The organism is Streptomyces jumonjinensis, from assembly GCF_009600885.1.
Lineage (GTDB): Bacteria > Actinomycetota > Actinomycetes > Streptomycetales > Streptomycetaceae > Streptomyces > Streptomyces jumonjinensis.
The window spans coordinates 25,149-50,273 of the sequence record NZ_VCLA01000057.1 but is presented as its reverse complement, the minus strand read 5'-3'; the positions used below and the strand labels follow the sequence as shown (position 1 = coordinate 50,273).

Sequence of the window (25,125 nt, the reverse complement as noted above, 5' to 3'; positions counted from 1 at the left end):
CGGCGGCGCCTTCGCCTATGCGGGTGATCTTGCGCCCGGCCCCTTCCGCCGGGCCCGCCCGCCCTCAGGGCGCGGTCAACCGATCATGCGATCCATGGGGTTGACCGATATGCGGAGGGGCGACGGGACCACCGGAGCCTGGAGGCACGGCGGGACCACTCGCCCCCGGAGGAGAGGGCGACGGGACCCCCAGGCCCCGCCGCCCCTCCACTGAACTCGGCTCGGATCAGGCGTCCCCGCCCGCCGCGCCCGGGTCCGCCGCCCGCACATCGAGCAGCTGATAGCGGTCCACCGCCTGCTTCAGCGCCGAACGGTCGACCTTCCCGTCCCGCGCCAGCTCGGTCAGGACCGCCAGCACGATCGACTGGGCGTCGATGTGGAAGTACCGGCGGGCCGCACCGCGCGTATCGGCGAAGCCGAAGCCGTCCGCGCCCAGCGAGTTGTACCGGCCCGGCACCCAGCGCGAGATCTGATCCGGCACCGAACGCATCCAGTCCGAGACCGCGACGAAGGGCCCCTGAGCGCCGCTCAGCTTCCGGGTGACGAACGGAACGCGCTGCTCCTCCTCCGGGTGCAGCAGATTGAACTGCTCCGCCTCCACAGCATCGCGCCGCAGCTCGTTCCAGGAGGTCGCCGACCACACATCGGCGCGTACGTCCCACTCCTCGGCGAGGATCCGCTGCGCCTCCACCGCCCAGGGCACCGCCACGCCCGAGGCCATGATCTGCGCCGGGATGGAACCGGCGCCGCCCGCGCTGAAGCGGTGGATGCCCTTCAGGATGCCGTCCACAGCCACGTTCTCCGGCTCGGCCGGGTGCTGGATGGGCTCGTTGTAGACGGTGAGGTAGTAGAAGACGTCCTCCGGATTCTCGCCGTACATCCGGCGCAGACCGTCCCTGACGATATGCGCGATCTCGAAGCCGTAGGCCGGGTCGTACGCCACACACCCCGGGTTGGTCGACGCCAGCAGCTGCGAGTGCCCGTCCGCGTGCTGAAGACCCTCGCCGGTCAGCGTCGTACGCCCCGCGGTCGCGCCCAGCACAAAACCGCGCGCGAGCTGATCGGCCATCTGCCAGAACTGATCGCCGGTCCGCTGGAAACCGAACATCGAGTAGAAGACATAGACCGGGATCAGCGGCTCGCCATGGGTGGCGTACGCGGAGCCGGCCGCGATCAGCGACGCCGTGCACCCCGCCTCGGAGATCCCGTCGTGCAGCATCTGCCCGGTCGGCGACTCCTTGTACGCGAGCAGCAGTTCACGGTCGACCGATTCGTACTGCTGCCCGAGCGGGTTGTAGATCTTGGCGCTCGGGAAGAACGAGTCCATTCCGAAGGTGCGGTACTCGTCCGGCGCGATCAGCACGAACCGCCTGCCGATCTCCTTGTCCCGCATCAGATCCTTCAGCAGCCGGACGAACGCCATCGTGGTGGCGATCGACTGCTGGCCGGAGCCCTTGCGGACCCCCGCGTACGCCTTGTCGTCCGGCAGCGCCAGCGGCTTGGCCCGCACGATCCGGGTCGGCACATAGCCGCCCAGCGCCTTGCGGCGGTCGTGCATGTACTGGATCTCCGCCGAGTCCCGGCCGGGATGGTAGTACGGCGGCGGACCGCTCTCCAGCCGCGCGTCCGTGATCGGGAGGTGGGGCCGGTCGCGGAAGCCCTTCAGATCGTCGACCGTCAGCTTCTTCATCTGGTGAGTGGCGTTGCGCCCCTCGAAGTTCGGGCCGAGCGTCCAGCCCTTGACCGTCTGCGCCAGCACCACGGTCGGCTGCCCCTTGTGCGCCTTGGCCGCCGCGAACGCCGCGTACACCTTGCGGTGGTCATGACCGCCGCGCCCCAGATGCAGGATCTGCTCGTCGGTCATGCTCTCGACCATGGCGCGCAGCCGCTGGTCGCCGCCGAAGAAGTGCTCGCGGATGTATCCGCCGGTCTCGGTGGCGTACGTCTGGAACTGGCCGTCCGGGGTGGTGTTCAACTTGTTCACCAGCAGGCCGTCGCGGTCCTGGGCCAGCAGCGGGTCCCAGGAGCGGTCCCAGACCAGTTTGATCACATTCCAGCCGGCGCCGCGGAACTGCGACTCCAGCTCCTGGATGATCTTCCCATTGCCGCGGACCGGGCCGTCCAGCCGCTGGAGGTTGCAGTTGACGACGAAGGTGAGGTTGTCCAGGCCCTCGCGCGCGGCGATGGAGAGCTGGCCGAGCGACTCGGGCTCGTCCATCTCGCCGTCGCCGAGGAAGGCCCAGACATGCGAGCGGGAGGTGTCCGCGATGCCCCTGGCCTGCATATAGCGGTTCATCCGGGCCTGGTAGATCGCGCCGAGCGGGCCCAGGCCCATCGAGACGGTCGGGAACTCCCAGAAGTCCGGCATCAGCCGGGGGTGCGGATAGCTGGAGAGACCGTCGGGGGCCTTCGACTTCTCCTGGCGGAAGGCGTCCAGCTGGGCCTCGGTCAGCCGGTCGAGCAGAAAGGCGCGGGCGTAGATGCCGGGGGAGGCGTGCCCCTGGAAGAAGATCTGGTCGCCGCCGTCGCCCCCGTCCTTGCCCCGGAAGAAGTGGTTGAAGCCCACGTCGTAGAGGGAGGCGGAGGAGGCGAAGGTGGCGATGTGGCCGCCGACGCCGATGCCCGGCCGCTGGGCGCGGGAGACCATCACCGCGGCGTTCCAGCGGGTGGCGTTGAGGACCTTCCGCTCGACCTCCTCGTTGCCGGGGAAGAACGGCTCGTCCTTGGTGGCGATGGTGTTGACGTAGTCTGTGCTGCGCATCTCCGGCACCGCGACCCGCTTCTCGCGGGCGCGCTCGATGAGGCGGAGCATCAGATAACGGGCCCGTTCCCGGCCACGCTCGTCGACGGCGGCGTCGAGTGAGTCCAGCCACTCCCTGGTCTCTTCGGGATCGAAGTCCGGGACCTGGCTGGGAAGGCCGCCAATGATGATCGGGTTGCGATCTGATCCGGAAGCCACGCTATTCCTTCGCTGCTCGGAGAAGTTCCGCGGAAGGCTCCTTCGAGGGGAGTACCCGCGGAGTTGACAGACGGTGCCGCATCGCCACCATCGTGTACCCCGGGGAGGCAAACGTCATCTCTACCGAGGGGTAACCCGTGATCTGCCCGACGACCCGACCGATACCGTGTACCGGGTAGGGTCAAATCGTGACCTTACCCCCAACCCGGTAAAGCCTTCCGTTTGGGTGTTCGGTTCAGATGCCGGTGACGGGTAGACGTAAAGTGGCAAAGAAGGCCGAATGGTGTGGCGGATTGCACGGCTAGTGGCGGAACGTGTTTGGAGTTGCGCCGAGACGGATGCAAAAGTCACCGTTTCGGCGGTCTGAACGGCCGGGTACTTGCGCGATCCGTCCCGCCCGTGTGGACTACGGCCAACGCCACGCGTACGCGCGAGGGCGAAGCATCTACCGATACATGATCAGGAGGCAAGCCGTGAGCGCGACCGCGGACCACGCGGAGGAGCGGACCAACCCGGCAGCGAGGCTGGGGTTCGAGCCCGGACAGGTGGTCCAGGAGATCGGCTACGACGAAGACGTCGACCAAGATCTCCGTGAAGGCATCGAGTCCGTGATCGGCCAGGACCTCGTGGACGAGGACTATGACGACGTCGCCGACGTCGTGGTCCTCTGGTTCCGCGATGAGGACGGCGACCTGACGGACGCACTGGTGGACGCCATCGGGCTATTGGAGGACGGCGGCATGATCTGGCTGCTGACTCCTAAGACTGGCCGGGACGGCTACGTCGAGCCCAGCGACATCAGCGACGCCGCGCAGACCGCGGGTCTCTCGCAGACCAAGAGCATCAGTGTGGCCAGCGACTGGGCGGGCAGCAGGCTGGTGGCCCCCAAGCGCTGATCAATCACAGGCAGTGAGCAGCAGGCCCTCTCCGGTCCCCCGGAGAGGGCCTCGGCGCATGACCCGACCGCTCGGCCAAAGTCCATCCGTACGCCCCTGACCAGGGCTTTCGTCTGGAATCGGACATGATTCGGACGAGAGGACCTAGGGTGGGCCCATCACCCGAACGGGCTCAGCGAAGGGATTCATACGTCATGGCGATCGAGGTCGGCACCAAGGCCCCGGAATTCGAGCTCAAGGACAATCACGGGCGCACGGTGAGCCTCGCCGAGTTCCGCGGCGAGAAGAACGTGGTGCTCCTCTTCTATCCGTTCGCCTTCACCGGCGTGTGCACGGGCGAGCTGTGCGCCCTGCGCGACGAACTGCCGAAGTTCGTCAACGACGACACCCAGCTGCTCGCCGTCTCCAACGACTCGATCCACACCCTGCGCGTCTTCGCCGAGCAGGAGGGGCTGGAGTACCCCCTGCTCTCGGACTTCTGGCCGCACGGCGAGACCTCGCGGGCGTACGGCGTCTTCGACGAGGAGAAGGGCTGCGCGGTGCGCGGCACCTTCATCATCGACAAGGAGGGTGTGGTCCGCTGGAGCGTCGTCAACGCGCTCCCCGACGCCCGCGACCTCAACGCCTACGTCACGGCGCTGGAGACACTCTGACGGCCTCTCCCGTGAAAGCCTGTCTCGCACGGGAACCGGTCACTAGGATCAACTCGTTGATCCGAACACGAACGCACGACGGGGGCGTCGCCCCTGAATACCTCTGGAGGGACTCGTGGGAGTCAGCCTCAGCAAAGGCGGCAACGTCTCGCTGTCGAAGGCCGCGCCCGGTTTGACCGCGGTGATCGTGGGCCTGGGCTGGGATGTCCGTACCACCACCGGCACGGACTTCGACCTGGACGCCAGCGCCCTGCTGACCAATGCCGAGGGCAAGGTCACCAGCGACGGGAACTTCGTCTTCTTCAACAACCTCAAGAGCCCCGACGGCTCCGTGGAGCACACCGGCGACAACCTCACCGGTGAGGGCGAGGGCGACGACGAGCAGATCAAGGTCAATCTGGCAGGCGTCCCCGCCGACGTCCACCGGATCGTGTTCCCCGTCTCCATCTACGCGGCGGAGGGCCGCGGCCAGTCCTTCGGCCAGGTGCGCAACGCGTTCATCCGCGTGGTCAACCAGGCCGACAACAATGAACTGGCCCGCTACGACCTCAGCGAGGACGCCTCGACGGAGACCGCGATGGTCTTCGGCGAGCTGTACCGCAACGGGGCCGAGTGGAAGTTCCGCGCCATCGGCCAGGGGTATGCCTCGGGGCTGCGCGGCATCGCCCAGGACTTCGGGGTCAACGTCTGACCGCGCAGGACACGAACCGTCCGGTGCCGCACTCAGGCCGAGTGCGGCACCGGACGTGCCCGCGCACCTCGCGGCGGCCGGCGTGAGCGCCGGGGGCGGAGCCGTGCGCGCCGGGAGACGGCTGTCCGGGGCGGTGTGCGCCGGGAGACGGCTGTCCGGAGCGGAATGCGCCGGGAGCAGGCAAGGGAACATCTGTCGCTGGGGAGGACTGGATATATGGGCGTCACGCTCGCCAAGGGGGGCAATGTCTCCCTCACCAAGGCCGCACCGAACCTCACTCAGGTACTCGTCGGGCTCGGCTGGGACGCGCGCTCGACCACCGGAGCCGACTTCGACCTCGACGCCAGCGCGCTGCTCTGCGGCAGCGGACGCGTCCTCGGCGACGAGTACTTCATCTTCTACAACAACCTCAAGAGCCCCGAGGGCTCCGTGGAGCACACCGGCGACAATCTGACCGGTGAGGGCGACGGCGACGATGAGTCGCTGCTGGTGGACCTCCCCCTGGTGCCGGCCCATGTCGACAAGATCATTTTCCCGGTCTCCATCCATGAGGCGGACAACCGCGGCCAGTCCTTCGGCCAGGTCGGCAATGCGTTCATCCGTGTGGTGAACCAGGCGGACGGCCAGGAGCTGGCGCGCTACGACCTCAGCGAGGACGCCTCCACCGAGACGGCGATGATCTTCGGCGAGCTGTACCGCCACAACGGCGAATGGAAGTTCCGCGCGGTGGGCCAGGGGTACGCCTCGGGGCTGCGGGGCATCGCTCTAGACTTCGGGGTCAATGTCTCGTAGATCCGCGCACTGAGCGGGTACCTCCCCGCCCCTGGTGCGGGGAGCCCCTCCCGGGCGCCGCCCGGTGGGACCCCCCACGAAAACGATTGGGTGCCAGTGGTTCTGAAAACCTTCGGCTGGTCGTTCGCGGTCACCGCGCTCGGGCTGGTAGCAGCGGTGCTCTACGGCGGGTGGACGGCGTTCGGGATCGTGGCGATCCTGTCCATCCTCGAAATCTCGCTGTCCTTCGACAATGCCGTGGTCAACGCCGGAATCCTGAAGAAGATGAATGCCTTCTGGCAGAAGATCTTCCTCACGATCGGCATTCTCATCGCCGTATTCGGCATGCGGCTGGTCTTCCCCGTGCTCATCGTCGCCGTCGGCGCCGGCATCGGCCCCATCGAGGCGGTCGATCTCGCCCTCAACGACAAGGACCTGTACCAGCAGCTGGTGACCGACGCGCATCCGTCGATCGCGGCGTTCGGCGGCATGTTCCTGCTCATGATCTTTCTGGACTTCATCTTCGAGGACCGGGACATCAAGTGGCTGGGCTGGCTGGAGCGCCCGCTCGCCAAGCTCGGCAAGGTCGACATGCTGTCGGTCTGCATCGCCCTGATCGTGCTGCTGGCCAGCTCCCTGACCTTCGCGAAGAGCGCCCACCAGCACGGCGGGGGCCACGCCGACAAGGCGGAGACCGTACTGCTCTCGGGCGTCGCGGGCCTGATCACCTACTTGATCGTCGGCGGTCTCTCCGGCTACTTCGAGAACAAGCTCGAAGAGGAGGAGGAGCGCGAGCACGAGCAGGAGGAGAAGGCCAGAAAGAGCGGGAAGAAGGTCTCGGCCGTCGCCATCGGAGGCAAGGCCGCCTTCTTCATGTTCCTCTATCTGGAGGTCCTGGACGCGTCCTTCTCCTTCGACGGCGTCATCGGAGCCTTCGCGATCACCAATGACATCGTGCTGATGGCGCTGGGACTCGGCGTCGGCGCGATGTACGTCCGTTCGCTCACCGTCTATCTGGTCCGCCAGGGCACCCTCGACGACTATGTCTATCTGGAGCACGGCGCGCACTACGCGATCGGCGCGCTCTCGATCATTCTGCTGATCACCATCCAGTACGAGATCCCTGAGCTGATCACCGGTTCCATCGGTGTGCTGCTGATCGGCTGGTCCTTCTGGTCCTCCGTCCAGCGCAACCGCGCCATCGCCGCCCGGGAGGGCGCTCTCGGCGAAAAGGCTGAGCCACACTCCGACGCCGGGGTGTGACCGGGCACGGATTGAGGAACGCTCTCAGCGGGGCGGCTTCGGGGCACCGGCTCCGGTGCCGCCCCGCTGAAGCGCCGACAGCGGCGGGGTTACGGAGCGGCGCGGCGCGGGTCCCATCGGGCGGGCCCGGCCGAGCGGGGTCCGACGAGACGAGTGGGGGCGGGCATGGCCTTCTGGGACAGGCTGCGACAGGGCGGCTCGGCGCAGTTCGACATGGGCGGCACCGGTAACTCCATCGCGCTGACGCGCCGCCGTCCCTCGGTCTCGCTGTCGAAACAGGGCGCGGCCACCGGCCATCTGCGGGTCAATCTCTCCTGGCGGATGCGCACCTCCGACATCGGGGGCGGGTCCCGGCAGAGCGGACAGCTGCTGAGGCACCCCTTCAAGCTGTTCAAGCCCGAGGTGGTCCAGGCCCACACCCAGGGCATGGTCAATGTCGACCTGGACCTCGGCTGCCTCTATGAACTGGCGGACGGCAGCAAGGGTGTGGTCCAGCCGCTGGGGGACTTCCTCGGCTCGACCAATGAGGCGCCGTACGTCAAGCTCAGCGGCGACGACCGCTTCGGCTCGGGCTCGGGCGAGACGATCTATGTCAATCTCGACCATCATGCCGAGATCAAACGGCTGCTGTTCTTCGTCTACATCTACGACCAGACCCCGGCGTTCGACCGTACGCACGCGCTGGTGACGCTCCACCCGAGCAGCGGCCCCCGGGTGGAGATAGAGCTCGACGAACGCGCCCCGCAGGCCCGCTCCTGCGCCGTGTTCTCCATGGAGAACGTCAAGGGCGACCTGGTGGTGCGCCGCGAGGTCAAATTCGTCTACGGCTTCCAGGCGGAGCTGGACCGACTCTATGGCTGGGGCCTCCAGTGGGGCCGCGGTTACAAGACCCGCGCCTAAGGCCCTCAGGGCTAGGGCCTTCAGGGCCGGATGAACTGAGGCCCCATCGGCGGCAGCCGGAAATCCGGGTCGGCCGCGAAGGCGGCTGCGGGCTGCGGATATCCATAGCCCGTCCGCTCCGGGCCCGGGGCGTGCGCGGGCTGCTCCGGAGCTGGACCGTGTGCACCCGGGGCGTGCGCGGGCTGCTCCAGACCCGGGCCGTGTGCACCCGGGGCGTGTGCGGGACGCTCCCGCTCGGCCGGAGCAGGGTGCGGATGGCCGTATGCTGGCCCGCCGCCGGGCCCGGCCGGAGACTGCTCGGGGGACGGCGGCGCGGCGGCCGGATCGGTCTCGTCCACCGAGATGCCGAACTCGGTCGCGAGCCCCACCAGACCCGTCGGATACCCCTGCCCCACCGCGCGGAACTTCCAGCTGTCCCCGCGCCGGTAGAGCTCCCCGCAGATGATCGCGGTCTCCTCGCCGGTGTCCGGCCGCACATCGAAGACCGCGAGCGGCTCACCATCGGCGAGAGCCGCGTCGTAGAGCTGGATCCGCAGGTCGTGTACGTGCCGGAAGGTGTCGCCGTCGGAGGACGCGGCGAGCACCACCTGATCCACGGAGGGATCGAGCGCCGCGAGATCCGCCTCGACCGTGTCCGTCAGATGCTCCGCCACCCGCTTCTTCGGCAGCCGCCGCACCAGCCCCGAGGGATGGCGCGGCTGGTTGTAGAAGACGAAGTCCTCATCCGAGCGCACCCGGGCGTCAGGCCCGAGCAGCAGGGCCGAGGCGTCCACATCCGGGACGCCGGCCCCCGGCGTCCAGCGCAGCACGGCACGGACCGCGGTGGCGTGGAGGGGGACATTCGAGCCCTTCGGCATCGCGTGCGTCATGCCCGTCATCCTGCCTTCTCGGGGGCCGCCCGGACAACGTGGACGGCCGGTGCCCCCGGCCCATGGGCCCCGTCCGGCCTCCGGACCCCGGATGCCCTCCGTCCCCGGAGGGGGACATATGCTCGCCATTACGGGATAACCGGTTGTTCACGGACTCCGGGAACCGATGACACACACCTGAACGTACTATTACCGGCCATGTCAGTAGGGCGGGCCACCCAGCAGTACGGGGGAGTGAAATGCGTCATTTCGGGCAACTTTCGGCCGCCGCCCGCGACCGGCTGTTCCACCGCGAGCCGAGCGAGTTCACCGCCGACTCCTCCGCACGCATGCTCGCGGCGGCCCTCGGGGCCACGCTCTACAGCCCGGCCACCCGGCCCAAGCTCGCCGACGATGTGCTGAAACAGCTCCACAGCGGAGTGGTCTCCATGGTGCTCTGCCTGGAGGATTCCATCGGCGACGCCGATGTGGCGGACGCCGAGGAGAATCTGGTCCGGCAGTTCGCCGATCTCCACGCGCGCGGCGAGGAGCTGCCGCTGCTCTTTATCCGGGTCCGCGAGCCGGAGCAGATCCCGGACCTCGCACGGCGGCTCGGCCCCGCCGTCCACAGACTGTCCGGTTTTGTTCTTCCCAAATTCACCGAGGAGCGGGGCGTCCCCTTCCTGGAGGCGCTCACCCTCGCCGAGACGGCCACCGGCCACCGGCTCTTCGCGATGCCCGTCCTGGAATCCCCCGAGCTGCTCCATCTGGAGACCCGCACGGAGACGCTCGCCGGGATCACCCGCACCGTCGACAAATACCGTGACCGGGTCCTGGCGCTACGGCTCGGCGTCACCGACTTCTGCTCGGCGTACGGACTGCGCCGCTCGCCCGACATGACCGCCTATGACGTTCAGATCGTCGCCGCCGTCATCGCCGACGTGGTCAATGTGCTGGGCCGCGCCGACGGCACCGGCTACACGGTCACCGGCCCGGTCTGGGAGTACTTCCGGCTCCAGGAACGCATGTTCAAACCCCAGCTGAGGCGCAGCCCCTTCCTGGAGGTCCGCGCCGAGGGCGTGCGCAACACGCTCATCGAACACGACCTGGACGGGCTGCTCCGCGAGATCGAACTCGACCGGGCCAACGGTCTCACCGGCAAGACCTGCATCCACCCCTCGCATGTGCTCCCCGTGCACGCGCTGTCGGTCGTCAGCCACGAGGAGTTCAGCGACGCCCAGGACATCCTCCGCCCGGAGCGGGGCGGCGGCGGGGTGCTGCGCTCCGCGTACACCAACAAGATGAACGAGGTGAAGCCGCACCGGGCCTGGGCCGAGCGCACCCTGCTGCGCGCGGCGGCCTTCGGAGTGGCGCGAGAGGACGTCGGCTTCGCCGAGCTGCTCGCGGCCGGGCTCTCCGGCGCATGACAGCGCCTTCCGGGGCCTCCGGGGCCTCCGGGGCCTCCGGGCCTTCAGGGCCCCTGGGGCCCCCGGGGCTGCTGGGTCCGCTAGGACCTCCGGGCCCTCCGGGCGGATGATGGATCCCCTGCGTACCAAGAGAGAAGAGACGGACACGGTGGTGTGGTCGGGAACATGGGTGGCGCGGCGGCTGGGCGTCGGCCTCGAAGGGGACGAGCGGCTGCCCGCCCTGCTGGGGCTGGCCCTGCGCCGCAACCCCAAGCGGGCCCATCTGCTGGTGTCGAACGTACTCGGCAAGCATGTGCCGCAGTCCCCCGCGGTGGTGTACGAGGCCGGATACGGCCTGGGCGTCCGGGTGCGCGCGCTGCTGGGCGACGAGGAGGCGGCCCGCGCGGTGGTCCTCGGCTACGCGGAGACCGCGACGGCGGTCGGCCACTGTGTGGCGGACGGGGTGGCCCTCGCGCCCTATCTGCACTCCACCCGCCGCCCCGTGCCGGGAGTGGCCCGTGCGGGCGGCTTCGAGGAGGCCCACTCCCACGCCACCTCGCATCTGCTGCTCCCCGGGGATCCCCGGCTGCTGGCCCGCCCGGGCCCGCTGATCCTGGTGGACGACGAGTTCTCCACCGGCAGCACCGTGCTGAACACCATCCGTGACCTGCACCGGATCTATCCGCGCGAGCGGTATGTGATCGTGGCGCTGGTCGATATGCGCTCCCCTGAGGACCAGGACCGGCTGGAGTCCTTCGCCCGCGAGATCGGCGCCCGGGTGGATCTGGTGGCGCTCGCCTCGGGACGGGTCAGCCTGCCCGAAGGGGTGCTGGAGAAGGGGCAGGCCCTGGTCGCACGGTACGAGCGGGAGACCCCCGCCGCCCCCGCACCGGACGCCGCTGCGGGGCCGGTCCGTCGCGTCGTACTGGAGTGGCCCGAAGGGGTCCCGGACGGCGGACGGCACGGCTTCCTCCCCGCCCACCGCGAGCTGCTGGAGGCGGCGCTGCCCACGATGGCCGCCCGCATCGCAGACGCCCTCGGCGACGGTCCGGCGGGTCCGGCGGGTCCGGCGGGTCCGGCGGGTCCGGACGGCGGAGGACCGGCCCCGCGCCGGATCCTGGTCCTCGGCTTCGAGGAGCTGATGTACGCCCCGCTCCGCCTCGGCACCGCGCTGGAGCGGCTGACCGACGCGGAGGTGCGCTACTCCACCACCACCCGCTCGCCCGTACTCGCCGTCGACGACCCCGGCTACGCCATACGCACCCGGATCGTCTTCCCCGCCCACGACGATCCGGCCGACGGCCCCGGCGAGCGCTACGCCTACAACATCGCGGGCGCGGGCTTCGACGCCGTCGTGGCCGTCGTGGACTCGGCCGCCGACACCCCCGCGCTGCACGCCCCCGGCGGACTGCTCGCCGGGCTCGCCGCCCACACCCCGAACCTCCTCCTGGCCGTCGTGCCCAGCCATATCCCCGAAGGGGCCGCCATGCCGCCGGAGCCGTCGAGCGAGCCGTCGAGCGAGCCGTCGTCCGTGTCGTCGCCGGAGCCGCTCCCCGCGCCCGTACCCGGGCCCCAGCCCGTACCCGCGCCCCAGCCCGTACCCGGGCCCGTATCCCTCCCCGGATCGCTGCCCGACCCCCTCCGGGGCCCCGCCTTCTCCTCCTACGCCCCCGACGAGGTCGGCTGGCTCCTCCAGGACCTCTCCGACGCCGAGCTGGAGGCCCCCACCGAGGAGCGCGAGGAGGCGATACAGAGCGGTGGCGCGCACTACGCCGAATCGCTCCCCCTCGAATACCAGCCGAGCGCCGAGTACCAGCGGCTCTTCCACACCGCGCTCACCGAGTCCGCCGCCCGGATCGCCCGCGCGGTCGGCACCGTCACCGAGACCGTGCTCGCCGAGCGCTCCCCGCGCCCGGTCCTCGTCTCGCTGGCCCGCGCCGGAACCCCCGTCGGCGTCCTGATGCGCCGCTGGGCCCAGCACCGCCACGGCGTCGAGCTGCCCCACTACGCCGTCTCCATCGTGCGCGGCCGGGGCATCGACGCCAACGCGCTGCGCTGGCTGCGGCAGCACCACGACCCGGCCGACGTGGTCTTCGTGGACGGCTGGACCGGCAAGGGGGCCATCACCCGGGAGCTCACGGCGGCCCTGAGCGCCTTCGACGGCTTCCGCCCCGAGATCGCGGTCCTCGCCGACCCCGGCGGCTGCGTCCGCACCTACGGCACCCGCGAGGACTTCCTCATCCCCTCCGCCTGCCTCAACTCCACCGTCTCCGGGCTGATCTCCCGCACCGTCCTCCGGGCCGATCTGGTCGGACCGGACGACTTCCACGGCGCGAAGTTCTACCGCGAACTCGCGGACGCCGACGTCTCCGGCCACTTCCTGGACACCGTCGCCGCCCGCTTCGACGAGGTGGTGCCCGCCGTGGCCGCCGAGGTCGGGAAGCTGCTCGCGATGGACCGCGCCCCCACCTGGGAGGGCTGGGCCGCCGTCGAACGGATCAGCGAGGAGTACGGCATCCACGATATGAACCTGGTGAAGCCGGGCGTCGGCGAGACCACCCGGGTACTGCTGCGCCGCGTCCCCTGGAAGATCCTCGCGCGGAAGGGCGCCGGCTCCGATCTCGACCATGTACGGCTGCTGGCCGAACAGCGCGGAGTGCCGGTCGAGGAGGTCGGCGAGCTGCCCTACAGCTGCGTCGGACTGATCCACCCCCGGTACACCCGGGGCGCGACCGGAGCCGACGGCCGGGCGGTGACCTCCCTGTGAGCGCGAACCTGCGGCCCCGCACCACCCTGGTCGCCAGCGATCTGGACCGTACGCTCATCTACTCCGCCGGAGCCCTCCGGCTCACCGGGCCCGACGCGGAGGCGCCCCGGCTGCTCTGCGTCGAGGTGTACCAGGGCAAGCCGCTGTCGTATCTCACCGAGAGCGCGGCGGCGCTGCTGCCCCGGCTCGGCGCGGAGACCGTCTTCGTACCGTCCACCACCCGCACCCGTGAGCAGTACCGGCGCATCCGGCTGCCGGGCCCGCCGCCCGAGTACGCGATCTGCGCCAACGGCGGGCACATCCTGGTGCACGGGGAGCCGGACGAGCACTGGCACCGTGCGGTGGCGGCCCGCCTCGCCGAGGAGAGCGCCCCCCTCGCCGAGGTGCGGGCCCGGCTGCTCGCCACCGCCGACCCGGCCTGGCTGCTCAAGGAGCGCACCGCCGAGGACCTCTTCGCCTATCTCGTGGTCGAACGCGCCCTGCTGCCCGAAGGCTGGGTCAAGGAACTCGCCGAGTGGGCCGGCCCCCGGGGCTGGGCCGTCTCCCTCCAGGGCCGCAAGATCTACGCCGTGCCACAGCCGCTCACCAAGAGCGCGGCGATGCGGGAGATCGCCCGCAGGACCGGGGCGGAGCGGACCCTCGCGGCGGGCGACTCGCTCCTCGACGCCGATCTGCTGCTCGCGGCCGACCACGGCTGGCGGCCGGGCCACGGCGAGCTCGCGGACAGCGGCTGGAGCGCACCCCATGTGGAGGCGCTGAAGGAGAGCGGGGTGGCGGCGGGGGAGGAGATCCTGCGCAGATTCCTCCGAGCCGGCGGACGGGCCGGCTAGCGGGGGGTTCGGAGGCTTGCGGTCTCCGGGACCCGTACGGACCGGGTGCAGGTCCCGCAGGTCCCGCACCCGGCCGGGTCAGGACTTGCGCCTGGTCCCCGCCCCCGGCTTCATCACCCGTACGCCGATGAACGCCACGACCCCGAGAACCGCCATGACCAGGACGGCCTTCGAGTAGGTGGAGACATAGCCGACCACGTCCTCCCAGTTCTCACCGAGGAGATAGCCGGCGAGCACGAAGATCGTGTTCCAGATCGCGCTGCCGAGGGTCGTCAGCCCCAGAAAGACCGGAATGGGCATCCGCTCGACCCCGGCGGGCACCGAGATCAGCGAGCGGAAGATCGGTATCATCCGCCCGAAGAACACCGCCTTCGTACCGTGCTTGGCGAACCACGCCTCCGTACGCTCGATGTCCGACACCTTCACCAGTGGCAGCTTCGACGCGATCGCGATCGTCCGCTCCCGCCCCAGCAGCGCCCCGACCCCGTACAGCGCCAGCGCGCCGATCACCGAGCCCGCGGTGGTCCACAGGAGAGCGGCGATCAGATTCATCTGCCCCGTGCTCGCGGCGAAGCCCGCGAGCGGCAGGATCACCTCGCTCGGCAGCGGCGGAAACAGGTTCTCCAGGGCGATGGCGATACCCGCCCCGGGAGCCCCGAGCGTATCCATCAGGCTGTTGATCCAGCCCGGCGCACTGCTCTGTACGCCCGGATCCGCCGCGCTGCTCATGATCATGGAATGCATGCCTTTCACGGTAGAAAACCGCAGCTGAAGGGAGGCTGAAGACAGCTTCAGGGTTCTCTGTGGTTTACCCCAGTGTGCCTGGCCCGGGGAACGGCTACCGTCTTGGATCATGCATGGGGCGGTGGGACACGGGTCCGGCAGGGCGGTGGCGGCCCGCGGAGCGCGGTACGCGGGCGGGCTGGCCGTGGGATCTCTCACAGCTCTCGCCGAACTGACCCTGGCGCTGCTCCCGGCCCTCGCCCTGCTGCTGGTCCTGGCCTGGCCGCGCGGGCGGCGGGCGGTGCTGCGCCCGCTGGGCGCGCTCGCGGACCGGGCGACCCGGATCGAGCTGCGCAGGCTCGACCGCTTCCTCGGCGTACGGATCCCGCCGCCGTACGACACAGTGTCCCCGCCCGGCGGCGTACTCCCGTACGACCGTGAGCGGGTGATCCGCTACGCGGCGGCGCGCATCCCTCTGGGCCTGCTCGGGGGGCTGATCACCGGCTGTGTGCTCACCGGAGCGGGCTGGGTGCTCTTCGCGGTGTTCGGGTGGTTCTTCGTCGAGATCAACTATCCGCTGGCGGTCGTCGCCACCGGTCTCCTCGGCGTCTTCGGGATCGTTCTCGGCGCGCAGGGCGTCTACGGGACGGCGCTGATGGAGGGCTGGCTCGCCCGCCGCTTTCTCGGCCCCTCACCCCAGGACCTGCTGGAACGCCGTATCGCCCAGCTGGCCGCCAGCCGCGCCGAGGTCATGGACGCCGTCAACGACGAACGCCGCCGGATCGAACGCGACCTTCACGACGGGGTGCAGCAGCGCCTGGTGGCGCTCGGCATGCTGCTGGGCCGCGCCCGCCGCAGCCGCGATCCCGAGCACGCCGACCGGCTCCTCCTCCAGGCCCATGAGGAGAGCCGCCGCGCCCTGACCGAACTGCGCGAGGTCGCCTGGCGGGTCTATCCGACCGTGCTGGACGAGGCCGGGCTGCGGGCCGCGCTGGAGACGGTCGCCGAACGCACCCCGCTGCCCGTCGGCGTGGAGTACGAGGTTCCCGAGCCGCCCGCCCGGCAGGTGGAGACGGTGGCGTACTTCGTCGTCTCCGAGGCCGTCACCAATGTGGTGAAGCACTCGGGGGCCACCCGGATCACGGTCTCCCTGCGCCGGGCGGGCGGAACGCTGTCGCTGCGGGTGTCGGACGACGGCTCGGGCGGCGCGGACCCCTCGGGCGGCGGACTCACCGGGCTGGCGAGCAGGGTCGCCGCCCTCGACGGCCGGTTCGGGGTGCACAGCCCGCCCGGCGGACCTACGACGATCACCGCGGAGCTGCCGTGCGCGTAATTCTGGCCGAGGACTCGACGCTGCTGCGGGAGGGGCTCATCCGCCTGCTCGCGGAGGAGGGCCATGAGGTCCTGGCGGCGGTCGGCGACGGCGAACAGCTGCTGGCGGCGGTCGCGGAGCAGCGGCCGGATGTGGTGGTAGCCGATGTCCGGATGCCCCCGACCCATACGGACGAAGGACTGCGGGCGGCGATGGAGATCCGCCGCCGCTGGCCGGGGGTGGGGGTGCTGGTGCTCTCGCAGTACGTGGAGAAGCGGTACGCGACCGAGCTGCTGACCTCGGACTCGGCGGGCGTCGGCTACCTCCTGAAGGACCGGGTGGTCCAGGTGGACGAATTCCTCGACGCGCTGGAGCGGGTGGGGCGGGGGAGGGCGGCCTTCGACGCCGATGTCGTACGCCAACTGCTGAGCCGCAGCAGCCGCACGAACCCGCTCTCGCGGCTGACGCCGAGGGAGCGGGATGTGCTGGGGGAGATGGCGCAGGGGCATACGAACGCGGCGATCGCGGCCCGGCTGCATGTCTCGCAGAGCGCGGTGGAGAAACACATCAACGCGATCTTCGACAAGCTGGAGCTGACGGGGACGACGGGTTACTCGCGTCGGGTGCTGGCGGTGCTGCGTTATCTGGGGACGTGAGCGGGGGGCTTGAGCGGCGGGGGCGTGCCGCGCCGGGCTCCGGCCCGCCCGGGCCCGCGCCAGCGGTGAGCCGGTCCAGCCGATCACCTGATCCGCTGGACCTCTGCCCGCTGGTCAGCGGGCGGGCCGGCCCGCCGACCCCCGGCCCGTCGCGCCACCGGTCCACCGGTCCACCGACCCCCGGCTCGTCGCGCCATCGGCCCACCGACTCACCGGCCCACCGGCCCACCGGCCCACCGGCCCACCGGCCCACCGGCCCACCGAACTGTGGTGCCGCCGGTCAGCCGCAGCAACCGCCTCCGCAGCAGCCGCCTCCGCCACCGCCGCCCCCACCGGCTCCGCCGGGCGCGGGAGTGGACGTCGTACCGCCGACGGCGACGGCGGAGAGAAGCTTGACGGTGTCCTCGTGCCCCGAGGGGCAGTTGGCGGGGTCGGAGGACTGGGCCATCGGACGGTTCACTTCGAAGGTGTCGCCGCAGCTGCGGCAGCGGTACTCGTATCGGGGCATGACGCCAGGCTACGCGCTCCGTCCGGCCCGCTCCCCGCCCTTGTGGACAACCTGTTGGGGAAGCGGGGTCAGCCGGAACCGGAGCCCCGCTCCTCCCTTATCCGCTCGACGACACGGGCCGCGTCCTGCCGGACGGCCTCCAACTCGGTGAGGAAGTGCCAGTAGTCGGGATGGCGGCCCTCAAGACCGGCGACGGCCCGCTCCAGCCGTGCGACGGCATCGTCCAGCGGCCGGGCGTGCCGGGGGTCGGGGGTGTGACGCCCCGCCATGGCGAGCCGCTGGGCGTCCCGTACGGCGAAACGGGCCCGCTCGGTCTCCTGGCGGGGATCGTCGGCGACGGCGTTGAGCCGCTGAAGGCGGTCACCGGCGGCCGATACGGCTTCGTCGGTGGAGTTCAGCAGGGCGCGTACGGTGCCGAGGAGGGCGGTCGCGTCGGGCCAGCGCTGCTCGTCGCGCGCTTCGGCGGCCTCCTTGAGCCGCTCCCCGGCCTGGCGGAGATCGCGGGCGGCCCGCTCGGGCACGGGCTGGAGATCCTGCCAGCAGGCGAGGGAGAACCGGCGGCGCAGCTCGCTGAGGACGGGCTCGACGGAGGCGGCGCGGGTGGTGAGCGCTTCGGCGCGGGTGCGCAGGGAGACCAGCCGCCGGTCGATCTCGGCGGCGCGGCCGGGCAGCTGCTCGGCCTCGGCTCGTACGGCCTCGGCGTCGCGCAGTACACGGTCGGCGCGGTGAAGGGTGTCGGTGACGCCATGGCGGCCGGCGCCCTGGTTGAGCATGGTCAACTCGGGGGCGAGGGCGGCCAGCCGGGCGGCGAGATAGTCCGCTCGCATTCCGGAGCTGCGCACCGAATCGAGAGCATTGCTCGCGGAAAGGAGCGCCGCTCTCGCCCGCTCGACGGCAGGGGCGAGCCGGGCGAGCTGGGTCTCCGCCTTGTCCAGCAGCGGCCCGAGCCCCTCGGCGAACCGGTCGAGCTCGGCCTTGACCCTGGTCAGCTCCTCCTTGGCACGGTTCAGCTCCTCGCGCGCCCGGGCGGCGACGGAAGGCTCAAGGTCGTCCCGGTCGAGGTCATGGGCGTCGACGGCGGTGATGTACTGGTGGCTGGCCTCGTCGATCCGCCGCCCGAGCGCCGCGAAACCGTCCACGGCGCCGCGGGCCTGCGGGGAGCTGTCCACGGCCGTGATGGTCTCGACGGAGATCCGCAGATCCCGCTGGGCGGTGTCCAGCTCGTAGAAGGCAGCGGCGGCGGCGTCCTTGGCGGCCTGCGCCTCGGCCCGCGCGCTCTCACCGCGCCCGCCGAACCAGCGCCGCGTACCGCCCCCGGTGAAGGAGCCGGAGATCGCCGCGCCGATCAGCGGCACCGGCAGCAGCATCAGGGCGAGCACGTCCCGGACGGCACCCGCTTTCGCTCTTGCGTGCGGCCGCGTGTGTGTCGCCGTCACATCCCTCTCCCGTGCTGCGTCGCCGTACCCGGTTCATTCTCGCACCTGGCCACAGCGAACACACGGGCCCAGTCCCTAGCCCGCGCCGAGCACCTTCACATAGCCGTTGTCGCTGCGGGCGATCACGGCGCGGGGGCTGTCGCCGTCGCTGGGCACGTCGGTGGTGACGTCCCCGTTGTCGCTGGTGGCGTCGACGGCGTACGGCGCTCCGGCGCGGGGCAGATCGATCCTGATGCCGCCGTTGCCGGTGAGGGCCTCGACCTTGTCCGGCGCGGCGTTCTTGAACCCGATCCGGACCCTGCCGTTGCCGGACTCGGCCTTGACGGTCCTGGCGGTGATGCGCTCGGTGGTCACGTTCCCGTTGTCGCTGAGGAGATCGAGCGCCCCGGCGGTGTCCCGGACGGTGACGTTCCCGTTGTCGGACCGGATCGTCAGCGGGGTGTCGAACCCGGAGGCGGTGACGCCCCCGTTCCCGTCCCGCACGGTCAGCGAGATCCCGCGCGGCACCTTCACGGTGTGCCGCGACTCGCAGCTGCTGGCGACGGCGTCGCAGTCCACCCGCAGCGTGAGCGTGTCCCCGGCCATCTTCCAGGACGCCTCGGGCCCGCTCCCGATGAAGACCCAGCCATCGATCTGCCGGGTGACCTGGACGTCCTTCACATCGGCCGCGATGACGTCGATGGCCGAGTCGTCGCTGTCGATGGTGAGGCTCTCCCCGGCGAGCGAGAAGACCTTCCGCTCCTTGGGCGCCTCCCCCGCGTCGGCGCTCCCGCACCCGGCGAGCACCACGACGAGCGCCCCACCCCCCACCACCCTCCGAAGAGCCCGCCCACCCCCGCCACGAGGACCCCGACGGGTGCGATGGGCACGGCTGAAGGTGCTGCGGGCGGCCACGGTGATCATTCCCCCTGCTCTCACTGTCGTCTTCCCCTCACGCTACGGACCCGGCCCACCCGGCACGATCCGGCCCCCCACCCTGTCGGCGGTGGGGCTATCCCCAGCAGCCCCCGCCCGGACCGGCGGACCGCCATGGCGAAGGGGAACGGGTTTGCGGGGCAGGCCCATCCGCCATGTACCCTGTTCTCTCATCCACGGGTGCGTAGCTCAGGGGTAGAGCGCTGCTCTTACAAAGCAGATGTCGGCGGTTCGAAACCGTCCGCGCCCACAGGTGCAGTAACGCCAGGTGAGAGCCTGTTTACGGCCCTCCGATCGATCATGATCGGAGGGCCATTCTCGTGCCCGGAATCCACATAGAGTCCACATCCCCACGTGATCATGGGATTTGTTTACCCGGCAAGGACTTGAACTGCATGGCGGCAGCAGCAAAGATTCAGCGCATGGACGGGGCAGGAGCGTCTCCCCACGCGCGCCTGATACGCACCGTCCGTGTCCTGTGGTGTCCGGCGGGGAGGCCGGCGTCACGGGCGAAGGCCCCCCGCCGGGAATGTCGGTGGGGGGCCTTCTTATGCCCGAAGAGTACCGCCCCGCCTCCCGCGAAGGAGGCGGGGCGGGACGGCGCGAGGAGCGGATACGCATACGCCCAGTCGTGCCGCTGGGTGACTGCTCCTGCGTGACAGGCGGGAGCAGAGGACGTGGGGCGGAACGATCGGTTCCGAAATTTACCTGGTCAGGTAAAGACAGGCCATGGTGATCATCAGAGCGTGGGCGGGTGTCGACAGAACCGCCGCCCGCATGGGTGCTCACCTGCTGCCAGACGGTCGGGGACCGCATCCGGGACGCGCGGAGAGCGGCTGGCCTGACTCAATGGCGGCTAGGCGAGATGGTCGGGGCAGACCACAAAACGATCCATCGCATCGAGTACGGAACCTCTGACCCGTCTCTCAGGCTGCTTTTCCGGATTGCCCGCGCAGTGGGCGTTCCTCTGTCTGAGCTGGTGCGTGAGGAGGACGACGAGTAGTAGGGGCCCCGGCCCGCGCGACGGGGTACCTGCGGGCCGGGGCCGGTCTCGGGGGTCAGTAGGGCAGCGCGTCGTCCAGGGCGGCGGGCTCGGGCCCCGGGGTGTCGGGCGCCATGACCCCGGTGACCTGGTCGAGCTGATCACGCATGGCGATCGCGGGCGCGGCGAGTCCTATGAGTGCGAGGGCTGTGAGGGCGGTTCCGAGGGCGCGGTCGTAGGCATCCATGAGGGCCTCCAGGGGGTGTGGTTCAGCCGGCCCCCCGCCCGGGTTAGGGACGGGGGTCTGAAGAGGGGGTCAGGGGCAGGCCCAGACCTCGGCATCGAGCCGGTGGACTCCGGACCGGCCGCGGACCCAGCCGCAGTACACGGCCCCCTGACGAAGTGGCTGGCCGCAGGCGAAACAGTGCGTCCCCTTGGCGGCCCCCCAGCTCAGCTGGCGTATGGCCGGCTTCTTCGTGAGGCGGCAGCCGCGCCGCCCGGTGACCAGTGCGGCGGGCTGGGCGGAAGCGGTCACCGGGGTTGGCGGAATCCGGTGCGCTCGGGGATGAGCCGTTCGTGGCCGTGTTCGATCAGGGCCGCCACGGTCGCGGGGTCGCACAGGTGGCCCGGGGCGTTCATGGAGACGCACCAGTGCAGGTGGGTGTGTTCGGTGAGGTCGGTGCGGGGGACGCTGAGCCAGGCCCCGCGGCCGAGGCACCGCGCGAGCCCGCACGTCCATGCGTCCGTAGTGCCGGGCGGTACGAGCGCGTAGTACCAGTGGTTCGGGTCATAGATCACCGGACCATCGAGGGCGGCGGTGAGATGTTCGGCGATGGTGAAGTGGGCCACGGTGCCCGCGGCGGCGTGGACCAGCTCGATCGGGATGCGGACCGCGTCGAAGCGACGGCCAGTCGGCAGCATCGCGTGCCGACCCGTGCGCCAGTCGTGCACGGTCTCGTGCGGAGCATCGAGTGCCTCGGCCAACCAAATGCCGAGCGCGGTGTCCGTCGTCGTCATCGCCAGGTCCCGTCGTCAGGTCTGTGAGCAGCACTGACGACGACGGTATGGGGGTGATCACTGTAGGCGACATCGTGTGCAGATGGTCATCAGCCGTGGAAATTTCACACAGTGTGTGAGCGGCCCGCAGATACGCTCAGTGCAGACTTCAACACGTGAGGCCCACTATGGACGCCAACACTCTCCTCGACGCCCTCCTTCACGAAGCCGGGATGAGCCGCACCGGACTCGCTATGCGCGTCAACCGGGCCGCTGCCGCCCGGGGCAAGCGCCACTCCTACGACCACGCGTCCGTCATCCGCTGGCTCCGGGGGCAGACGCCCCGGGGCATCGTGCCCGATCTGATCTGCGAAATCCTCGGCGAGCGCGTCGGTCGACACCTCACGATCGAGGACATCGGCATGGGCATTGCGCCGCCGCCTGCTACCACTCCGCTCGGCGGCTTCATCGACCGGTCGACCGCTCTATGGCGTGGAGAGCAGCAGCAGCGCCAGGACGTGCTGGACGCCTCGGTCATCACAGGTCTGTCTGCGGTGGGGCCGGTGTGGGAGTGGGAGAACCCGCCCGAGGACGCCGACGTGTCTCACGCGGGCACGATCCGTGTCGGCATGGCCGATGTCAGCACCCTGCGCACGGCACGCTCGCATTACGAACAGATGTACCGAAAAGCGGGGGGAGTGGCCACCCGTGCCCGCGTCCTTGGTTTCCTCAACACGGAGACCGCGCCGCTGCTGCGGGGTACGTACCCCGACTCCACCGGCCGTGAGCTGCACCGGGCGACCGGCGGACTGGTCGCGGTCGCCGGGATCTGCGCGTACGACTCCGACGCCCAGGGTCTCGCCCAGCGCTACTTCCATCAGGCGCTGAGACTGGCGAAGGCGTCCGGGGACCGGGCTTTCGGTGGGTACGTGATCGCGCTGTTGGTGAACCAGTCGCTGTTCATGGCCGAGTACCGGCAGGCGGTGGCGTTCGCCGAGGCTGGTATCCGTGCCGCAGGGGGCGCGATCTCTCACGCGCTCGCCTGTGATCTCTACGCGATGCAGGCGAAGGCGTACTCCCGCATGGGTGACCAGACGCAGGCGCATCGGTGCATGACGGCTGCCGAGCGCGAGGCCGGGCAGATCCGGCGCGACGATGAGCCTGCGGAGACTGGCTACGTCCAGGCCGGGTTGCTGGAGACCAATATGGCGGACGCCTTCATGCGGCTCGGAGACATGGGGGCTGCGCAGACCTACGCGGCAGAGGCCGTGGAGGTCCAGACTCATGAGCGCGGGCGGATCCACCGGTTGGCCACACTCGCGGACTGCCAGCTCCGAGGCGGAGACGCCGAGCGGGCGGCGGGTACTGCCATGGTGATGCTGGACGGCATGGAAGGGGTGGAGTCGCAGCGTCTGCGAGACCGGCTGATCAAGCTACGTCGGACGCTGGCCGGGACGCGGTCCCAGGCCACGTCGGGCGTGGTGACCCGAATCGACGACACCCTGTGCATTCCGCTGTGACGGACGTGGTGGGATGGGCGAGTCCCCATCGAGAGGCTGAGGCTGTGTCGGAGTGGAAGTCCCTGAGCGAGCGCACCGTGTACGAGAACCGGTGGGTGAACGTCGCAATGGCCGATGTCGAACTGCCCGACGGCCGTCACCTGGACCACACCGTGATCCGCCTTCGGCCCGTCGCCGTGGCCGCCGTCGTCAACTCGGCCGACGAAGTGCTGCTGCTGTGGCGGCACCGGTTCATCACCGGGGCATGGGGCTGGGAGCTGCCCTCCGGGGGCATCGGCGAGGGCGAGGACCCGGCGGCAGCCGCTGCCCGTGAGCTGGAAGAGGAGACCGGGTGGCGGCCCGGCGCGATGCGGCTGCTGATGGCGGTCGACCCTATGCCGGGGATCTCGACCTCGCACCACCGTGTCTACTGGTCCGAGTCGGCTGAATACGTCGGGCAGCCTGAGGACGATTTCGAGTCGGCCCGACGCGAGTGGGTGCCCCTGGCACGTATCCCGGAGCTGATCGACCGTGGCGAGATTCGTTCAGCGAACGCGGTGGCAGCGCTGTTGATGCTGCACCGTCTCCGGCTCTCCTGAGGCGCTACCCGTCGGCGGCATAGCGCCCGTCGGATAGCCGAGCGCGGAGTCCGGCACCGATTCGGCCTCGACCCCACCATGCCCGGCCGCGAAGTCGACCTCTACGCCGAGGCCGCCCGGACCCTCATGGCCAGGAACGTGAAGGCGCTGATCCTCGACACCAGCGACGCCACCCCATCGGAAGTCGCGTCCACCATCGCCGACGCGCTCCCCGATCCCTCGGTACCGTCGGCAGTCTCACCGAGCCCAGCAACCCCCCAGGGACCATGAATCCGCAACCCGCACAACCCGTCATCGACACCCACGTCATCCTCCGCGACGGCGACAAGCTGCTCTTCTCCCAGCGCGGCGGCCCCTATGGCCACGGCCGCTGGCACATGCCGTCGGGCAAGCTCGACCGGGGCGAGTCCCTGAGCGCCGGGGCCGCGCGGGAGCTGCTGGAAGAGACCGGTGTCGCGGTCGATCCGGACCACCTGCGCATGGTGCATGTCGTGCACCATCGGCAGAGCGACACCGTGGAGAGGATCGGGTTCTTCTTCGTGGCCACTGAGTGGAGCGGGGACCCCGTCAACCAGGAGCCCGCAAAGTGTCTCGGCCTGGAGTGGTTTAGCGTGCACGAACTGCCCGAGGACATCATCGAGTACCCGAAGGAAGGGCTCCTCGGCTACCTGAAAGACTCGGGCAGCCTGACCGAGCACGGCTGGGCGTAGCTCCAGAGCACCACGTGGAAGGGCGGCTCCGGAACCCGCAGCGCCAAGCGGCGCCGGAGCCGACATCCGTGCTTCGCACGGAGACTACCTCTGCACGGCAGGTCGGACGTTGGCGCTCGACCGCGACCGCTCCCCGGAGCACACGGCGGACAACGGCCGCACTCGCCTGGTGGATCTGACGGTGCGCAGCACTCGGGCGACTCGTAGCGGAGTCCCTGGGTCACCGGGGCCGCCGGAATTCCGTGTGCTCGGGGGTGAGCTGTCCGTGGCCGCGTTCGATCAACGCGGCCACCACACCGGGGTCGCACAGGCGGGCCGGGTATTCCATGGGGACGCACCAGTGCAGACGAGTGTGGTCGGTGAGGTCGGTGTGGGGGACGCCGAGCCAGGCCCCGCGCCCGAGGCAGCGTGCGAGCCCGCACGTCCACGACTCTGTGGTGCCGGGCGGTACGAGCGCGTAGTACCAGCGAGCCGGGTCGCAGACGACCGGACCATCGAGAGCGGTAGTCAGGTGTTCGGCGACGGTCGTGTGGATCGCGCTGTCGGCGGCGGCGTGCACCAACTCGATCGGGATGCGGACCGCGTCGAACCGCCCGCCCGCCGGGAGCATGGCGTGGGAGCCATCGCGCCAAGTGGCCAAGGCGTCTGTCGGGTCGGCGAGCGACTCGGCCAGCCAGAGGCCGATCGCGGTGGTGTGTCCATGCAGCGTCGTCATCGCCAGGTCCCGTCATGAGGTCTGTGATCAGCACTGGCATCGACGGTATGGGCGTTACGAGCGAAGAGGGGGCACAGTTTGTGCCCCCTC

General features: G+C 70.1%; 25 protein-coding genes and 1 tRNA gene. 17 read left to right on the top strand and 9 right to left on the bottom strand.

All coding sequences use genetic code 11. The features are described from left to right. Positions 1-226 precede the first annotated feature (226 nt). Complete coding sequence (aceE, locus tag FF041_RS07170; RefSeq protein WP_323391398.1) at positions 227-2,959, bottom strand: pyruvate dehydrogenase (acetyl-transferring), homodimeric type; 2,733 nt, start codon at positions 2,957-2,959, stop codon at positions 227-229. 473 nt (positions 2,960-3,432) lie between these two features. Here aceE and FF041_RS07165 point away from each other — a divergent pair, with 473 nt between their 5' ends. The 6 genes from FF041_RS07165 (at position 3,433) to FF041_RS07140 (ending at position 8,133) form a co-directional block, all read left to right on the top strand. Beyond that, positions 3,433-3,855, top strand: coding sequence for a DUF3052 domain-containing protein (locus tag FF041_RS07165; protein ID WP_323391397.1), 423 nt, complete (start codon positions 3,433-3,435; stop codon positions 3,853-3,855). A 194-nt stretch (positions 3,856-4,049) separates the two neighbouring features. Next, positions 4,050-4,508: a peroxiredoxin gene (locus FF041_RS07160; protein ID WP_153482729.1), complete on the top strand. Its 459-nt coding sequence runs from the start codon at positions 4,050-4,052 to the stop codon at positions 4,506-4,508. Positions 4,509-4,623: 115 nt separating this feature from the next. Then, on the top strand, positions 4,624-5,199 hold the full coding sequence (locus FF041_RS07155; RefSeq protein ID WP_323391396.1) for a TerD family protein: 576 nt from the start codon (positions 4,624-4,626) through the stop codon (positions 5,197-5,199). A gap of 216 nt (positions 5,200-5,415) precedes the next feature. Further along, on the top strand, positions 5,416-5,991 hold the full coding sequence (locus FF041_RS07150; protein ID WP_153521506.1) for a TerD family protein: 576 nt from the start codon (positions 5,416-5,418) through the stop codon (positions 5,989-5,991). 96 nt (positions 5,992-6,087) lie between these two features. Further along, complete coding sequence (locus tag FF041_RS07145; RefSeq protein ID WP_323391399.1) at positions 6,088-7,233, top strand: DUF475 domain-containing protein; 1,146 nt, start codon at positions 6,088-6,090, stop codon at positions 7,231-7,233. A gap of 165 nt (positions 7,234-7,398) precedes the next feature. Then, entirely contained in the window at positions 7,399-8,133 is a 735-nt protein-coding gene (locus FF041_RS07140; RefSeq protein WP_153482726.1) for a TerD family protein, read from the top strand. Positions 8,134-8,153: 20 nt separating this feature from the next. Here FF041_RS07140 and FF041_RS07135 read toward each other — a convergent pair whose 3' ends face one another. Beyond that, a complete protein-coding gene (locus tag FF041_RS07135) occupies positions 8,154-9,011 on the bottom strand; it encodes a TerD family protein (protein ID WP_153521505.1) in 858 nt (285 codons plus the stop codon). Between the two features lie 230 nt (positions 9,012-9,241). Between FF041_RS07135 and FF041_RS07130 the strand changes: the two genes are divergently transcribed. The 3 genes from FF041_RS07130 (at position 9,242) to FF041_RS07120 (ending at position 13,984) form a co-directional block, all read left to right on the top strand. Further along, positions 9,242-10,408 (top strand): HpcH/HpaI aldolase/citrate lyase family protein, encoded by a 1,167-nt coding sequence (locus FF041_RS07130; RefSeq protein WP_153521504.1) that lies wholly within the window; start codon positions 9,242-9,244, stop codon positions 10,406-10,408. A gap of 106 nt (positions 10,409-10,514) precedes the next feature. Next, a complete protein-coding gene (locus FF041_RS07125; RefSeq protein WP_267133178.1) occupies positions 10,515-13,154 on the top strand; it encodes a phosphoribosyltransferase in 2,640 nt (879 codons plus the stop codon). Next, a complete protein-coding gene (locus FF041_RS07120; RefSeq protein ID WP_323391395.1) occupies positions 13,151-13,984 on the top strand; it encodes an HAD family hydrolase in 834 nt (277 codons plus the stop codon). The genes FF041_RS07125 and FF041_RS07120 overlap by 4 nt, the downstream gene beginning before the upstream one ends. Before the next feature lie 78 nt (positions 13,985-14,062). On the opposite strand, the gene FF041_RS07115 is transcribed toward FF041_RS07120, so the two are convergent. Further along, positions 14,063-14,719, bottom strand: a complete 657-nt coding sequence (locus tag FF041_RS07115; protein WP_194291952.1) for a DedA family protein — start codon at positions 14,717-14,719, stop codon at positions 14,063-14,065. Between the two features lie 118 nt (positions 14,720-14,837). On the opposite strand from FF041_RS07115, the gene FF041_RS07110 reads away from it, so the two are divergent. Next, positions 14,838-16,040 carry a sensor histidine kinase gene (locus FF041_RS07110; RefSeq protein ID WP_153521503.1) on the top strand — a complete coding sequence of 401 codons (1,203 nt, stop codon included), beginning with the start codon at positions 14,838-14,840 and terminating at the stop codon, positions 16,038-16,040. Beyond that, a complete protein-coding gene (locus FF041_RS07105; RefSeq protein ID WP_323391394.1) occupies positions 16,031-16,675 on the top strand; it encodes a response regulator transcription factor in 645 nt (214 codons plus the stop codon). The genes FF041_RS07110 and FF041_RS07105 overlap by 10 nt, the downstream gene beginning before the upstream one ends. A gap of 280 nt (positions 16,676-16,955) precedes the next feature. Here FF041_RS07105 and FF041_RS07100 read toward each other — a convergent pair whose 3' ends face one another. From FF041_RS07100 to FF041_RS07090, 3 genes are all read right to left on the bottom strand, one after another. Continuing rightward, the gene (locus FF041_RS07100; protein WP_153521502.1) at positions 16,956-17,183 is read right to left on the bottom strand and encodes an FmdB family zinc ribbon protein; all 228 of its coding nucleotides are present in this window, start codon (positions 17,181-17,183) and stop codon (positions 16,956-16,958) included. Positions 17,184-17,251: 68 nt separating this feature from the next. Beyond that, positions 17,252-18,619 carry a hypothetical protein gene (locus FF041_RS07095; protein WP_323391393.1) on the bottom strand — a complete coding sequence of 456 codons (1,368 nt, stop codon included), beginning with the start codon at positions 18,617-18,619 and terminating at the stop codon, positions 17,252-17,254. Between the two features lie 75 nt (positions 18,620-18,694). Further along, the gene (locus FF041_RS07090; RefSeq protein WP_323391392.1) at positions 18,695-19,408 is read right to left on the bottom strand and encodes a DUF4097 family beta strand repeat-containing protein; all 714 of its coding nucleotides are present in this window, start codon (positions 19,406-19,408) and stop codon (positions 18,695-18,697) included. 304 nt (positions 19,409-19,712) lie between these two features. On the opposite strand from FF041_RS07090, the gene FF041_RS07085 reads away from it, so the two are divergent. Together FF041_RS07085 and FF041_RS07080 are read left to right on the top strand one after the other, a co-directional pair. Next, positions 19,713-19,784 (top strand) — tRNA-Val (locus FF041_RS07085). A 504-nt stretch (positions 19,785-20,288) separates the two neighbouring features. Continuing rightward, positions 20,289-20,537 (top strand): helix-turn-helix transcriptional regulator, encoded by a 249-nt coding sequence (locus FF041_RS07080; RefSeq protein WP_323391391.1) that lies wholly within the window; start codon positions 20,289-20,291, stop codon positions 20,535-20,537. Between the two features lie 55 nt (positions 20,538-20,592). Here FF041_RS07080 and FF041_RS07075 read toward each other — a convergent pair whose 3' ends face one another. Both FF041_RS07075 and FF041_RS07070 read right to left on the bottom strand, forming a co-directional pair. Then, complete coding sequence (locus tag FF041_RS07075) at positions 20,593-20,763, bottom strand: hypothetical protein (RefSeq protein WP_153521500.1); 171 nt, start codon at positions 20,761-20,763, stop codon at positions 20,593-20,595. Between the two features lie 284 nt (positions 20,764-21,047). Next, positions 21,048-21,533 (bottom strand): hypothetical protein, encoded by a 486-nt coding sequence (locus FF041_RS07070; protein ID WP_153521499.1) that lies wholly within the window; start codon positions 21,531-21,533, stop codon positions 21,048-21,050. Positions 21,534-21,700: 167 nt separating this feature from the next. Here FF041_RS07070 and FF041_RS07065 point away from each other — a divergent pair, with 167 nt between their 5' ends. The 4 genes from FF041_RS07065 (at position 21,701) to FF041_RS07050 (ending at position 24,320) form a co-directional block, all read left to right on the top strand. Beyond that, complete coding sequence (locus tag FF041_RS07065; RefSeq protein WP_153521514.1) at positions 21,701-23,032, top strand: transcriptional regulator; 1,332 nt, start codon at positions 21,701-21,703, stop codon at positions 23,030-23,032. 44 nt (positions 23,033-23,076) lie between these two features. Then, positions 23,077-23,610 carry an NUDIX domain-containing protein gene (locus FF041_RS07060; protein WP_153487414.1) on the top strand — a complete coding sequence of 178 codons (534 nt, stop codon included), beginning with the start codon at positions 23,077-23,079 and terminating at the stop codon, positions 23,608-23,610. Positions 23,611-23,688: 78 nt separating this feature from the next. After that, entirely contained in the window at positions 23,689-23,880 is a 192-nt protein-coding gene (locus tag FF041_RS07055; protein ID WP_153521498.1) for a hypothetical protein, read from the top strand. Beyond that, positions 23,877-24,320, top strand: coding sequence for an NUDIX hydrolase (locus tag FF041_RS07050; protein ID WP_153521497.1), 444 nt, complete (start codon positions 23,877-23,879; stop codon positions 24,318-24,320). Before FF041_RS07055 ends, FF041_RS07050 begins: the two co-directional genes overlap by 4 nt. A 220-nt stretch (positions 24,321-24,540) precedes the next feature. Here the strand turns inward: FF041_RS07050 and FF041_RS07045 are convergent, their stop codons facing one another. Next, positions 24,541-25,035: a hypothetical protein gene (locus FF041_RS07045; protein ID WP_153521496.1), complete on the bottom strand. Its 495-nt coding sequence runs from the start codon at positions 25,033-25,035 to the stop codon at positions 24,541-24,543. Between the last annotated feature and the right edge of the window lie 90 nt (positions 25,036-25,125).